We start from the raw sequence: 14,134 nt of genomic DNA on the forward strand, positions 1-14,134 counted from the left end.
TGTTTCCGGTTATTTTTTCTTCTTGAAAATAAACAGCTCGCTCAATTTATCCATCTTGCGGCGAAGCACCAGACCGACACCGGTCTCCGTGATTTCACCATCGAGCACACTCTCGTAATTCTTGTTGTGGAACACACGTATATAGCGGGTGCCCGACGTATCGAGCCGGTACTCCAACGAGATGTTGTCGATGAACGACTCCGCATTGTTCGTGGCATTGGAACCAGTGGACACTTTGCCGCCGATGATTATCTGCACACGGTCGTTGAAGAAGCGTTGCGAATAGCGGAAGCTGAAATCCTTTTGCGTGTCGCCCGTCTCGGCAGAAGTGTGGTCCTCAATCCCCACACTGATATTGGCACCTTTGATGCCTCCGGCCAACGAGTTTATCTGGCTCTGGAGCACGCTGTTCAGAGCGGTACCCATTGACAGGCCGCCGCCCTTGGCACCGCTGTTCAGGTAGATGCCCGTGGCCAGCATCGCAATCGCCTGCTTGCTGCGCTCTTCCGCTCCCATTGCCTGCAATTCGTTCTCGATGGTGGCATCTTCGGGGGCGGCGATATCGAAGATAAGCTCCAGTGCCTCCAACCGGTTCTTGATGGCAATGGATACATCGAAATTCACCATGCGCGAGCCGTCTCCGGTTTCATCGGCCACAGACGCACGCATGCGCTCTGTAGCTTTCAGGTTCAAGGTGGGGTTCATGGCATTTCCCCGCCAATCCACATAGCTGCCCGGATTGAACTGGAACTCTTTCAGCGGAATAATGGGCAACGAGTATTTCATCACACCGCCCGACAGCGTATAACGTCCGGTCAGGGTGAGATCACCTTGCGGAGTATATTGCATATTCAGGTCTCCACCGCCCTCCAGCTCAATGTATTTGCTGCGGTCGGTGCTCAAGTCGGCACGCAGACGCACCGCATCGTCTATATGGACGGACATATACATCTCCATCCCCCCCAAAGACATGGCCGGCACCTCCTCCGTTGCTACGGAAGCGGTATCGGTGAACGAAGTGAAAGTCACCAACCCGTCCAAACGGTCTTCCACCGTCAGCGGAGAGTCGGTCAATACATACGTAGCGTTTGTATTGCCCAGCAGATTCATGCTTCCTCGCATGGTCAGGCCGTCGAGCGGTCCCTTGACGGTGGCCCGCAAATCGACAAAGACCTTACCATAAATCAGACTTTCGCGCGTGCGGGGAGCATCCAGCAACGTATAATTCTCGGCCAGCAGGCTCAGGTTTGCGGTAGGCCGTTCCATATTCCGGAAATCCACAGCGCCATCAATGGTAAATGGATTCTTGCTGGTGGTATAAATGGCGAACTTATTGAACAGCAATCGGTTGTCCTTTATCTGAATAGGACGATGGTCGAACCAATAGCGTGCTCCCGCCTGACGGGCATAGACGGAAACGCTGTCCAACACAACATCCCCATTCACTTGCGGTTTCTCCAACGCACCGTCAATAAGCAGCTCACCATCCACATCACCAGAAAAAGCCACCATCCGGTCGGGAATAAAAGCGTTGCTTATCTTCAAGGGGAAATGCTCGAAGCGGGTTGTGACCTCCAGTGAGTCCTTTCCGTTCGTTTGGGTCAGGATGCCGTCGGCAGTCATCACTTCCTGATTGTCGTATGTGAAGTAGGTATTCAGATAGTGCTGGTTCTTGTCGCCGGGCAACCAGGTGGCGCCCATGCCTATATCACCCACCGGCTGCCGCTCATAGGTAAGCTTCTCAATACCCGCCTCTGCGGAGACTTGCAAGGAAGTAGCCGTCTGCACGTAGTTGGCCTCGAGCGAGAAGAGGCCGGACAATCTCGGCATATAGGGAATGACATCCGTCAACTCGTCCAACCGCATACGAAGCAACTCGATGTTGATGTTTTGCAAGGAAACCGTGTCTTGCGGATTGGATTGCACGCGGAAACAGAGTCCGTCGTCGCTGTCCATATCCACATTGGCATAGACACGCATGTTCTTATGCAGATAGATCCAATTGCAATTGTCTTCAAAATGAAACTTGCGGAAGGCTATAATCGGTTCGGCAGGAGTCAGGTTCAACAATACGCCGTTCCCCTTGCCATGTCCCTCGACCAGCGGACGGGCGTTAATGCCGAACAGCACACCGGTCCGTCCCTTCCCGTCCACATAACTTGCGGTCAGTTCGGCGTCCTCGTTACGTATCTCGCCCGTCAGCGCACTGCGGAACACAAACTGCGGATTCTTAGGTCCGTTGATCACCCCGCCCTGCAACTGCATGCGCGTCGTGTCCTGTTTCACCGTGAAGAAAATGGTATCGAGCTGCAAGGAGTCCATGCGCAGGCCGTGAACGGCGGTCCGTCCGTTGATGCCCACCTCCGGCGTAAAACCGAAACTGAGCCGGAAGTCCTCGTATGCAATCCCCTTTGTCGCCAGAAAGTAGCCCACCGGATTTTCATGCCCTGCCATCAGGTGCATGCCTGCCGAAGGCAATATCCGGCGCAGGGCGGCGTGGTCCAGATGCCGCTCCTCCAGCTGCTTCGTCAGAACAGCGACAAACTTGTCCGACTGCTCCATCAGCTTCTTCAGGGTGCTACGCGCCCGGAAGCGCAGGTTCAGGTCGCCGGCATCCATCCTCATTTTAATGGAGTCGTGACGTGCCTCCGCTGCCAGCGTGAAGGCAAAGGGATGCTTCAAAGGTCGGGGCGCAGCTCCCAGCCGATAGAGGTTCACCTCCTCCACATTCAAGTCCAACGCACCGTCCAGATAGGTGCGGTCGAGCCGCAAATCGGCACCTCCACGCATCTTCAGCAACATATTGTCGCTGGAAAGGCGGACACGGGCTACCGAAGCTTGAAGCCCCGCATCCAATTTCACCCCCGAGATATCCCAGTGCTTGTATTGCAATTGCTCCAACGAGGCTTTCAGGGCGGCAACGCTCTTGTGCGAGGTCACATCCACGCCACGTCCCTTGGCAGACACCTTGGCGGTGAGCGTATAGATAGAGTCTTGAGGCAGGAAGTGATGCAACTGCAAGTCCTTGACATCCAAAGCGGCACGATAGGCTTCGGTAGCGAGGTTGTAGGCGGCGTCCAGATTCAAAGTGCCCTCCTGCTCTTGCAGTTGCAAGGTGGCGGTGCACTGCGGACCGTCCACACCGATGCGGGCGGCCAGGCGTATGCTGTCCGGCACGACGACCGAACCGCCAGGAGCCATGTCCGCAAGTCCGGTCAGAAAGTTCAGGTTCTGGGTACGCATCTCAAAGTCCATGCTTCCACTGCGCCTCACGCTGTCCTCCAGGTTCCAGAACTCACCGCCTCCGGTCAGCGAGAAGGCCCCCGGCAAATCTACCGCAAAGCGGGAAATCTGCATCTGCTTCAGGTTGCCTTCCGTTCCTGCCTGAATCGTCAGCGGACGGAAGGGATAGGCATCCTTAAAGGTCTGGGGAAGTTCACCGGCCAGCAGCAACACATCCTGCTTGCCGATGCGGGCATTGAAGCGGGCACTCAGGCGCCCGCTAGTGGGTATATGAATCAAGTCCCAGTAGGTCTGCGCCGTGAGGCTCATCTCGCTGTGGGGGGTCAGCAGCCTCAAGGAAGGAATGCGGATAAGTGTGGAATCGGCAAACAGATGTCCGGTCAAGGAGGTGACACTCAAGCCGGAACGCTCGTTCATAGAGAACTCACGGACCACGGCGTTCATCTCCCTGCCACGATAGTAAACGGAATCTATGCCTACACGGATGTCCCGAAAAGCGATATGCGAAGGATCGAAACCTGCGGCAACCGTATCAGGCCGTACGCCCGCATCGTAGCAGAAAGAGGTCCCGCTCAGCAAGAATTTCGTCCAACCGTATGCCTGGTTCTTCAAATCGACGGCGGCATCGGCTATCTCGGCATCTCCCACCCGGGCTTCCAGACTCATGGAATCCAAAGGCATCTGCAAATCCACCGACACGTTCTTCAGCTTCAAGGCATGAAGCGCCACTTTCCAGTTCAATGCCACGGCGGCAGTATCCGCGGGGGTATCGGTCGTATCGGCAAGCAGCACTTGCACACGAGTGTCGCTCAATTCGACATTATTAATCACAGCATCCTCCTGCGTAAGGTCTATGCCATGACTTTCGAGGAAGAAACGCCCCAGCACCCCCTTGACCTGCATCCCCTCTATCAGGTTGGACGAGTTGACGGCCACCTGTTTCAGGGTGATGTCGTCCACCTCCACCTTCCCTCTGAACAAGGGACGTGCCTGAACGCGCACGTTCAGGCTTTCGAGGTTCAGCAACGTATCGGGACGTTGCACGCCGGCGGTGCTGTCGACGGGCTGTACCACCAACACGCCGCGGACCAGCAGGTTCAGGGGAAAGCGAAGGTCAATCCGCTCCACAGATATATCCATACCCGTCACATCCGAGGCGATTGCCGTGGCCTGCTTCCGTATCAGGTTCTGCACGGGCGGCACGTAGAGCAACACCATCAGGATGAAAAACAGTATTACAGGAGTAAGCAGCACCCAGAGTGCTATTCTCAGCCATTTTCTTCTCATCGGATTGTTAATCTTTCATCACGTTTAAAAGGTAGTACAAAGGAAACAATTAATTTCGACATTTGGTTCTAATGAAGAGGAAAATCACAAGGGTGGTGGCAAAGTTACGGTTCTGAAAGCAATTCGATCGCCGTCGCGCACAGATTGACGGCTGACAGTTTCTCCAACTTTCCCACGAGGAATTAAAATCACAATTATTTACACGCCATATTCCCCTCCAGGAATTTTTATCATCTCCGGCTCTTCTTGTCCGCGTCTTATCCGGCCCTTACCTGCTCCGTAGTTTCTTCGGACGTTCTTCGGACGTTCTTCGGACATTCTTCGGTCCTAGGGAGTGGAGTTTGTCCGAAGAACGTCCGAAGCCGAATAGGTCCTGGTAGGGGTGGGATAGGAAGCAGATAGGGGAAACAAGGAAGTGAAGGGAAAAGAGCGTTTTTTCACCGGAACGTGCCGGTCACAAAAAAAGGACGAAAAAATATCTTACATTTTAAAAGAACGAAGCAACCGCCTCAATGCCATTTTCACACCTGTGGGCAATGGGGCGATTGGGGGCAGAATCAAATGAATCAAAATGAAGTCATAGATATTTCAAAAACAGTCATATAAAAAATTGCAAATGCCGAAACTGATTGTTATATTTGCATATTTCAAAATTGTTTTCCTTTAAATGCACGAATTATGAAAAGAAAGATCATCCTTATCGCAGCCGTAATTTTTAGTTTTTGTAGTTACATCCAATATCGTGGCGCGAGCATGAAACAGCTAACAAATCTTCAAATCGCAAACATCGAAGCTCTTGCCAGTGGAGAAGGTGCCACACCCGTCAAAATTCCTTGTAGCGAAAAAGATAAATCTGAATGCAAATTCCTGATCGAAGACTCTGAAGGGGTTTGGAGGCATCTTATAGTCAAAGATATGGAGCCTAAAAAATAATCGTTATGAACCGCCTCTTCCTCCTTCTTTCCACACTCCTGACCGGAATTTTGCTTGTATCATGCAATTACCGGAACAAGACTGATGACACCCCCATTTTCTGCCTTGAAGGAACCGTGATACCCGCCGATTCACTTGAAAACAGCCACTTTGTTATTGATGTAAACGCCGATGAAATCATTCTTGAAGCTTCCAAAGAATCATTCTTCGTCGAGACATACCGATTGACAACTGATAGCGCCCTCCTCTCTCGTCGTTACGGCAAGCGGGGAACAGGGCCTGAGGAGCTGATAGAGGCACATCGCATATTCTACCACAAGCCTACACAGAATATGCTACTCTACAGTGTCAACGACAGGAACGCGCAAATCATCAACCTCGACACCGAAACCATACGTCCTCTCCATGTCTTCAGGCAAAGTACAGCCCTGTGGCTTGAACAGGCGGAGTACATAAACGACAGTACACTGATCAGCACTTGTGTCATCCCCAATCCGAAAAGCCGGAAACGGGACTGGTTCAAGCTCCTGCACCTACCCACCGGAAAACTGACTGACATCGAGGGATTCTGGCCGGAAGACGGATTCGATGAGCCTGTAATGACCAAACAATGGGTTTACAACTCCGGGGCACACATCAAGAAGCATCCCCACCGGAACCGCTTTCTGTACGGATGCGGTGACGAGGGATTTTATGCTGAGATCTTTGATCTGGAAGGTAATCGGGTCGTCAACCGCAAAGTCATACTCGACCAATATCCGTCGTACCGTCCGGGAAAGGACGGTGTCAGTCCCGAAGGAGAACCGGACTCGCAATTAAAGGGGTTCAAGGTGTCCGTGACATCCCGCCACATCTATATACTCCGCCACAGAGAGACTCACGGCGATTTACGTGCCAAACAACTCCCTGATAAGTTTAAAGGACCGGGCAAGAGCGTCAGCTATAGTGAAGAGGTGTTCGTATTTGATTGGGAAGGGCAGTTGTGCCACAAGCTGCATCTGTCTCCTTTCGTTGTCAACATCGTTGCGACAGAAGATGACAGCACCCTTTACGGCATCACGGAGTCGGAAGCATACGAGCCGCTTATAGTCAAGTACCGGCTCTGATATTCCTTAACGCACCGGTATTTTCGGGCCGCCTCATCGCGTCTGTTTCCTGAACCTCAGCCACAGCATCACCCCCGCACTGGTCAGCCCGAAGGGGAAAGCCATCCAGATGCCCGTCAGCCCCCAACCCAAGATAAAGCCGCAGAGGTAGCCCACTGGCAAAGAGATAAAAAAATAGGAGATGAAGGCGATGACCATCATCGGCTTCACGTCTGAAATGCCCCGCAGGGCATTGGCGAAGGTTATCTGCAACCCGTCGCCGAACTGATAAATCAGGAAGGGAAAGAAGAGGGCGGAAACCATGGCAGACACTTCCGCATTGTCCGTGAACCATCCGCCCACCTGGCCGTGAAGGGCAAAAACGATGCTGAGCAACACCACCTCCATGCAGAGCATGATATGGAAGCCCGCGTATGCCGAACGGCGTACATTCGGCACATCTCCCTGTCCCTTGAAGTTGCTGACACGCACCGCCACAGCGGCCCCCATGCCATAGTACATCATGAAAGTGAACTGAGCGATGGTAAGCATTATCTGGTGGGAAGCCAGCGCCAGCGTACCCAGCCACCCCACCATGATGACACTGAGGCTGAACGAAGCGGTCTCCATGCCCATCTGCATGCCGACAGGCCATCCCAACGCATTGAGCTGCTTGAACATCGGCGCCGACCAGCCCAAGCGCATGAAGCCTACCTTGTAACGGATGAAGCGGCGGCTGCGAAGCACAATCACGGCAAAGACCACCACCATCACGATGCGGGAGAACAGCGTGCTGACACCCGCGCCCAGCAGCCCCATTTCCGGAAAGCCCAGCTTTCCGTTGATAAGGATGTAGTTGCCCACAATGTTCAGGGTATTCCCTCCAAGCAGAATCCACATGGCGGTGCGCGTATCGGTAATGCCGTCTGTGAACTGCTTGAAGCCATTGAACAGCATGACAAAGACCAGCGAGGCAAGCAGCACCAGATAATAAGGCTTAATCAGCGGCAGCAAGTCCTCGGGCTGCCCCAGTCGCTCCACATTGAAGTATAGAACAGCCATCACAAAGGTCAGCAGCAAGGCTACGCATACATTCGCCACCAGGCTGCACCGCAACGCCTGCCCGGCTTCGGCATGGCGGCGGTTGCCGTAGAAACCGCCCACCACCGGTGTCAGTCCGTAGCTGAAACCCGTACTGAAGATGATGCACAGCGTGAAGAGATTGTTCACAAACGAAGCGGCACCCAGCTCTTCCGTGCTGTGATGCCCAATCATCAACGTATCGGCAAAGCCCAATACGATGACTCCCAACTGCCCCACCACAATGGGCATCCCCAAAAAGAGCAAGGCTTTGTAATGTTGTTTATAGGTATCGAATAGATGTTTCATGATGATATGATTACAAAAAGGAATTATCGGAAGTTGGCAGAAGTTATCGGGAGTCAAAAGCCAATACTCCGAATCATGCAAGCAGGACTATCGGCCTTTAACTCCTAAGGAGGTTGTCAAAAACGAAAAGGAACCGACATAATGATAAATTTCAGGCACGGATTACACGGAATTCACGGATTAACAAAGAAGAAAACCTTGTAAATCCGTGTGATCCGTGCCTAAAAGATAGTGAAATGTATGTTCTGACACATCTACTTAGAACTCCCGACAACTCCTTTATAATACAACACCGCCGCATTCTCGTCGCGAAACGTCTGCCGCGCCACTCTGCGGAGTTGTTCTGCCGTCACCGCACGGTAGTTGTCCACCTCCCGGTCTATGTCTTCCGCCTGCCCTGTCAGTTCGAACCAGGCAAGGTTCGTAGCCACATTCAGGTAGTTGATGTTGCCGAATATCTGCGTGGATTCAAATTTGTTCTTCACCTTCTCCAGCTCCTGCCCGCCAACAAGCACGTTCCGCAACTCTTCCAGTTCCCGGCGGACAGCCGCTTCCGCCTGCTCCAGAGAGACGCCTGCAGAAGGTTTTCCGCTGATGTGGAGCAATCCCGCATCCCGGGTGCCGGAAATGTAGGCATCAAGACTGGAAAAGAGCTTCTGCTCCTGCACCAGCTTGCGTGTCAAGCGGCTGGAGCGCCCGTTGCTCAGGATATCCGACAGGATGTCGAAAGCATAATAGTCGGCTTCATTGCGACCGCACATACGGTAAGCCATGAACAAGGCATCCAGAGGGACGTTCCGTTCCACCGTCTGCCTGCGCTCTGCTGTCTGCATGGGTTCCTGCGGCAGTTGCCTCACCGGCACTTCCCTGCGGGGAATCGGGCCGAACCACTTCTCCGTCAGCCTGACCGTTTCTTCCCACGAGATGTTTCCGGTAACGGCGAGCACTGCGTTGTTGGGTGCATAGAAGCGGAAAAAGAACTCCTTCACCTCGGCAAGCGTGGCGTTGGCGATGTGTGAAAGTTCTTTCCCGATAGTAGGCCAGCGATAAGGGTGCTTCTGATAGGCCAGTGGACGAAGCAGATGCCCCACATCGCCATACGGCTGGTTCAGGCAACGCTGCTTGAACTCTTCGATCACCACCGCCCGCTGCACTTCGAGACTCTGCTCGCTGAACGCCAATTCCAGCATGCGGTCGGATTCCAACCAGAATCCGATTTCCACATTCGACTTCGGAATCGTCAGGTAGTAGTTGGTGATGTCATTGTTTGTCCACGCGTTGTTCTCCCCGCCTGCCCGTTGCAGCGGGGTGTCATAATCAGGGATGTGCACCGAACCTCCGAACATCAGGTGCTCGAAGAGGTGGGCGAAACCGGTGTGGTCGGGATGCTCGTCGCGGGCACCGACATCATAGACAATGTTCAGGGCGACCATTTGCGTGCTGCGGTCCTCGTGATGCACCAGACGCAGGCCGTTGGGAAGACGGTATTTATTTATCTTCATAATTTATAGGACGAAAAGAGTTACCGGAAGTCATTCGGGAGCAATCACTCCGTTAGGAGGTAAAGGCCCATCGCATAGCGATAGAAAAGGTATTGGTTCCTAACTCCCGGACAACTCCTGCCAACTCCCGATAACTCCTTTAAATCGATTACAACACCGTCACTTTCTTAATCACCACATCCTCCTCCGGACGGTCGTTGCGGTCGGTCTTCACCTTCTGTATGCTGTCCACCACGTCCATGCCTTCCAGCACTTCGCCAAACACGGTATATGAGCCGTCCAGATGGGGCGTACCGCCCACGGTAGTATAGGCCTTCACCTGTTCGGGGGTGAATCGGAATTCCGGTTCATTGGCCACCTGTGCCTCTGCCTGCGCTATCAAGGAGTCTTGCAGGTTCATCAGACCATCCTGGTCGCCCGCCTTGCGCATCTTGTAGATTTCTTTCATGTGTTTCTGTGCCAGCGCATTGAAAACGTTGTTCAGGCGCACCTGGTTCATCTGCTGCTCCATGCCCAGCAGGGTGGAGTCGCTATAGACCTTTCCGGTAACGATGTAGAACTGGCATCCGGAGGATTCCTTGTTCGGATTCACCTCATCGCCCTGACGTGCGGCAGACAAGGCACCTTTCTTGTGGAAATACTGCGGATAGACAAACTCGGCAGGAACGGTATAGCCCACGTCGCCCGATCCCAGCATCTTGCCTTTCGGGGCGCCTTTCGATTCCGGGTCGCCTGCCTGTATCATGAAATCCTTGATGACCCGATGAAAGAGCGTGCCCTCATACGTGCCTTCCTTGGCCAGTTTGATAAAATTGTCGCGATGTTTCGGCGTTTCGTTATAGAGCTTCACGATGATGTCGCCCGCACTGGTTTCAATCTTCAGCTTTGTTTCTTTTTCCATGTCTCCTTGTTGTTTTTGTCCCGGCTTGCATGCTGTCAGCCCGCAAGCCAGCAGGGTTAATAATACAATGATGTTCCGTTTCATTCGTTTTTCTATTTGATTAAAGTCCGCAAATATACGAAAATCAGCCCAAAGCCGCAAAGAAAGATTGTGCCTGCGTCTTCACCTCCTCTATGCAGGCAAGCAGGGAGAGTGCATGCGCCTTCAGTTCGTTGGTGAAAGGAGCCTCCCGGGAAGATTCCAGCAGCCTCATCAAGGCTACCGCCTCCGTGGCGCCAATCAGGGTGAAGAGGGGAATCATCTTATGCGAGACGGCAGCCAGTTCTTCTACCTCCTCACACTCCACCGCCTTCCGCAGACGTGCCGCATGCAGACGGGTCTCAGCAAGAAAACTCTCCACGATAGACTTCGCCTCCTTTGGGTCGCCTGCAGAGAAAGCCGTGAGAGACGAGAAGTCAAGCTCTTTCGGACTATCCGGAACTTCCGCCGCCGGTGCATCGACCGCCTGCTCCAATTCGCCCAGCAGTTCGCCGACGGTAAACGGCTTGTGCAGGCATCCGGCAAATCCATGAGCCACAAACTCCTCGCGGCGCATGTCGCTACGGGCGGTAACGGCTATCACCGGGAGGGTGCACGCCTGCGGGATGTTCGACGCACGAAGCAATGCCAGCAGGTCGAAGCCGTTCATGGCAGGCATCTGCACGTCGGTGAGCAGCGCATCGAAAGTATCGGTGCGCAAAGCATCGAGCAACTCGTCCGGTTGCAAGCAGGAGACCGAATCGATGCCACCCTGCCTGAGCATGGCAGCCGTAAGAGTGAGCTGGATGCGGTCATCGTCAATCAGAAGAAGGCGCTTCAGTTGGAATGAAGAATCTCCTTGCGGCATGACAGCGCAGCCCCACTCTTCATGCTTCATTCTTAATTCTTCATTCCTCCCCGATTCTTCATTATCAACCGGTTCTTCATTTAAAAAGGTCGGGATACACAGGGTAAAGGTGCTCCCCTTACCGGGCACGCTATCCACCCAGATGGTGCCTCCAAGCAGCTGTACCAACATGCGGACAATGGAAAGGCCGAGCCCGAAGCCCTCTTTCCCCTGGGCATCCGGCAGGCGGGTGAACTCCCGAAAGATGCGTTCGCAGTCGGCAGGTTGCATGCCTTTGCCGGTATCTGCAACAGCTATCACCAAAGAACACCCCTCGTAACGGGCAGTCAGCGTGATGCTGCCCCGCTCCGTAAACTTCACGGCATTAGAAAGCAGGTTATCGACCACCTGCCGCAGGCGCAAGGGGTCGCCCGTACAGGGCTCTGCCAAGCGGGAGTCCATATCGCAGTGAAACGCCAACCCTTTTGCCGCCACAAGCGGTTGGAAACCGGCACACACCTCTTCAAGCAAGCGTAAAGGACGGAAAGCCACCCGGCGGACCTCTACTTTGTTCAACTCCAGCGAATGGAAGTCAAGCAAGTCGGTCACCAGCTTCAACAAATGCTCTGAGGAGCTCCTGATATGGTTCACATAAAGCCGTTGCCGCTCCTCTTCCACCAACCGGACGAGCAGGTCGGCATATCCAATGATAGAGCCAAGCGGCGCCTTGAAGTCGTGGGTGATGGCAAGCATCAGCTTCTCGCGGACGGCAAGTAGCTCTTCGGCACGGCGGCGCGCCTCTTCCAACTCACGCCGGTAGCGATTGCTGCGGGTGATGTCACGCCCGATGACGACAAGGAACAGCACCGAAAGCAGCAGTGCGCCCGCTGCAATGCCCCCAATCGTCCGGACCGAACGGTGACGGACCTCCTGACGATATGTCGCCTCCGCCCGCGCACGCAGAAGGGTTTCCGCCTCATGCTCTTTCAGCAGGCTGTCGATGCGAACGGCCAGCAGGTCGCTGCGGCGTTGCAGGTCACGCTTGCGACGCTGCACGGCGGTGTGCACCGCCCTCTTCTGCCGCGCCACGGCACGCAACTCTTCGTGCAAGGAGTCGGCAGGATTATAGGGCGCAAGCAGCGTATCCGTAGCATATTCAAGAGAGGTATTCACCCGGATTACCGTATCCTTTCTGGGCGGAGCAAATACCTCGCCCAGACGGCGGAAGAAGCCTTTCTTGCGAACGGGGGTCACCACCGTGTCGCGGTGTGCAATGACCCGGTGCTGCACACGCTGCCGGATAACGGCTGAATCCTGCCGGGCAAGAATCTGCTCAATGTCGGCTTCGGAGAGCATGGTGCCCTCCGAAGCGCCCGACGTACGCAACATCTTTATCGTGTTGGCATCCTTCTCGCGCAAGAGAGCAAGCAGGCTGTCCGTCCACTGCACGTCGCAGGAATCGGACCGCATCAGGTTCTCCATCTCACGGTGCACAAAAAACAACGAGAAAAACAGCGCCGCCAGCAGCAACGCATAACCTGCTCCAATCTTAACTTTAGAAACACTCTTCATACCCGGTGACAAAATATAAGCCTGCAATATTCGCAAAATCCGACGGCATCTGCAAGCAAACACCGGGAAAGCTTCCCGTTCACCGCTCTTTTATTTTAATTTAAAGCTGCCGATAGAACCTATTCAGACAAAAGCACGTACCTTTGCCCACACCTAAAAGAAATAAAAGTTCCAGACAATGATCTCCATATTAATCGTAGAAGATGACACCACCTATGGCATGATGCTGAAGACATGGCTCGGCAAGCAGGGTTTCCAAGTGGCAACCGCCGGCAGCATCGCCAGTGCTCAAAAGCAGATTGAAGCGGAAACTCCGGACCTGATACTGTCCGACCTGCGCCTACCCGACAAGGATGGCATCGACCTGCTGAAGTGGTTGGGGAAGAATGGCAGGCAGATACCGCTGATTGTCATGACAAGCTATGCCGACATACAGACTGCCGTCCAGACCATGAAACTGGGTGCCTGCGACTATGTGGCAAAGCCGGTGAATCCGGAACTGCTGCTGAAGAAGATTCGGGAGGCACTGGCGGCCTCCCCGGACAAAGCCCGCCCCACCGCCGGGAAACCTGCACACCAACCGGCCGCCACCCCCCTGCCCGCCGACTTCCTGGAAGGGGAAAGCGATGCCGCCAGACAACTCTACCACTACGTAAGGCTGGTGGCTCCTACCAACATGTCCGTACTTGTCAACGGTGCCAGTGGAACGGGCAAAGAATACGTAGCACGCCGCCTCCACCAGCTCAGCAAACGCGCCGACCGCCCGTTCATCGCCATTGACTGCGGCTCCATCCCCAAGGAACTGGCCGCATCGGAATTTTTCGGACACATCAAAGGAGCCTTCACCGGCGCACTGACCGACAAGACGGGAGCTTTCGTCGAAGCCCAAGGCGGCACCCTCTTTCTGGACGAGATAGGAAACCTGAGCTACGAAGTGCAGATACAGCTGTTGCGTGCCTTGCAGGAGCGCAAAATACGCCCGGTCGGTTCGAACAAGGAAATAAGCGTGGACGTGCGCCTGGTGTCCGCCACCAACGAGAATCTGGAGCAGGCCATCGGAAAAGGCGCGTTCCGCGAGGACCTGTACCACCGCATCAACGAATTCACCCTGCGCATGCCGCCCCTCAAGGAGCGCCGCGAAGACATCCTGCCCTTTGCCAACTTCTTTCTGGAGCAGGCAAACCGCGAACTGGACAAGCAACTGTCCGGCTTCGACGGCAAGGCCTCCCGCGCATTGCTGGAATATGCCTGGCCCGGCAACCTGCGACAGATGAAGAACGTGGTGCGCCGCGCCACCCTGCTGGCACAAGGCACGTCCGTCACCCTCGACGAGCTGGGCGAACTGGCGATATCCACC

Annotated in this window: 8 protein-coding genes; 3 read left to right on the forward strand and 5 right to left on the reverse strand. The window is 54.4% G+C overall.

Annotation, left to right across the window (positions count from 1 at the left end):
- Positions 1-9: 9 nt before the first annotated feature.
- Positions 10-4,530, reverse strand: a complete 4,521-nt coding sequence (locus K2G43_RS00555; RefSeq protein WP_300152661.1) for a translocation/assembly module TamB domain-containing protein — start codon at positions 4,528-4,530, stop codon at positions 10-12.
- Between the two features lie 678 nt (positions 4,531-5,208).
- Between K2G43_RS00555 and K2G43_RS00560 the strand changes: the two genes are divergently transcribed.
- Both K2G43_RS00560 and K2G43_RS00565 read left to right on the forward strand, forming a co-directional pair.
- Entirely contained in the window at positions 5,209-5,463 is a 255-nt protein-coding gene (locus tag K2G43_RS00560; RefSeq protein WP_297644235.1) for an NVEALA domain-containing protein, read from the forward strand.
- Positions 5,464-5,468: 5 nt separating this feature from the next.
- Complete coding sequence (locus tag K2G43_RS00565) at positions 5,469-6,569, forward strand: BF3164 family lipoprotein (RefSeq protein ID WP_297644234.1); 1,101 nt, start codon at positions 5,469-5,471, stop codon at positions 6,567-6,569.
- Between the two features lie 33 nt (positions 6,570-6,602).
- Here the strand turns inward: K2G43_RS00565 and K2G43_RS00570 are convergent, their stop codons facing one another.
- The 4 genes from K2G43_RS00570 to K2G43_RS00585 all read right to left on the reverse strand — a co-directional run bounded on the left by K2G43_RS00570 (position 6,603) and on the right by K2G43_RS00585 (position 12,777).
- Positions 6,603-7,937: an MATE family efflux transporter gene (locus K2G43_RS00570; protein ID WP_300152663.1), complete on the reverse strand. Its 1,335-nt coding sequence runs from the start codon at positions 7,935-7,937 to the stop codon at positions 6,603-6,605.
- A gap of 254 nt (positions 7,938-8,191) precedes the next feature.
- Entirely contained in the window at positions 8,192-9,439 is a 1,248-nt protein-coding gene (locus tag K2G43_RS00575) for a pitrilysin family protein (protein ID WP_297644232.1), read from the reverse strand.
- Between the two features lie 148 nt (positions 9,440-9,587).
- Positions 9,588-10,424 (reverse strand): peptidylprolyl isomerase, encoded by an 837-nt coding sequence (locus K2G43_RS00580; RefSeq protein ID WP_297644231.1) that lies wholly within the window; start codon positions 10,422-10,424, stop codon positions 9,588-9,590.
- A gap of 40 nt (positions 10,425-10,464) precedes the next feature.
- Positions 10,465-12,777, reverse strand: coding sequence for a hybrid sensor histidine kinase/response regulator (locus tag K2G43_RS00585; RefSeq protein ID WP_297644230.1), 2,313 nt, complete (start codon positions 12,775-12,777; stop codon positions 10,465-10,467).
- Positions 12,778-12,955: 178 nt separating this feature from the next.
- Between K2G43_RS00585 and K2G43_RS00590 the strand changes: the two genes are divergently transcribed.
- Positions 12,956-14,134, forward strand: a 1,179-nt coding sequence (locus tag K2G43_RS00590; RefSeq protein ID WP_300152666.1) for a sigma-54 dependent transcriptional regulator, incomplete at its 3' end; no start/stop codon positions are given.

The sequence above is a fragment of the Bacteroides sp. genome (assembly GCF_029057325.1).
Classification (GTDB): domain Bacteria; phylum Bacteroidota; class Bacteroidia; order Bacteroidales; family Bacteroidaceae; genus Bacteroides.

Coding starts and splice junctions, on each gene's coding strand:
- K2G43_RS00555 (WP_300152661.1), bottom strand. CDS start 4,530: ATGAGAAGAAAATGGCTGAGAATAGCACTCTGGGTGCTGCTTACTCCT.
- K2G43_RS00560 (WP_297644235.1), top strand. CDS start 5,209: ATGAAAAGAAAGATCATCCTTATCGCAGCCGTAATTTTTAGTTTTTGT.
- K2G43_RS00565 (WP_297644234.1), top strand. CDS start 5,469: ATGAACCGCCTCTTCCTCCTTCTTTCCACACTCCTGACCGGAATTTTG.
- K2G43_RS00570 (WP_300152663.1), bottom strand. CDS start 7,937: ATGAAACATCTATTCGATACCTATAAACAACATTACAAAGCCTTGCTC.
- K2G43_RS00575 (WP_297644232.1), bottom strand. CDS start 9,439: ATGAAGATAAATAAATACCGTCTTCCCAACGGCCTGCGTCTGGTGCAT.
- K2G43_RS00580 (WP_297644231.1), bottom strand. CDS start 10,424: ATGAAACGGAACATCATTGTATTATTAACCCTGCTGGCTTGCGGGCTG.
- K2G43_RS00585 (WP_297644230.1), bottom strand. CDS start 12,777: ATGAAGAGTGTTTCTAAAGTTAAGATTGGAGCAGGTTATGCGTTGCTG.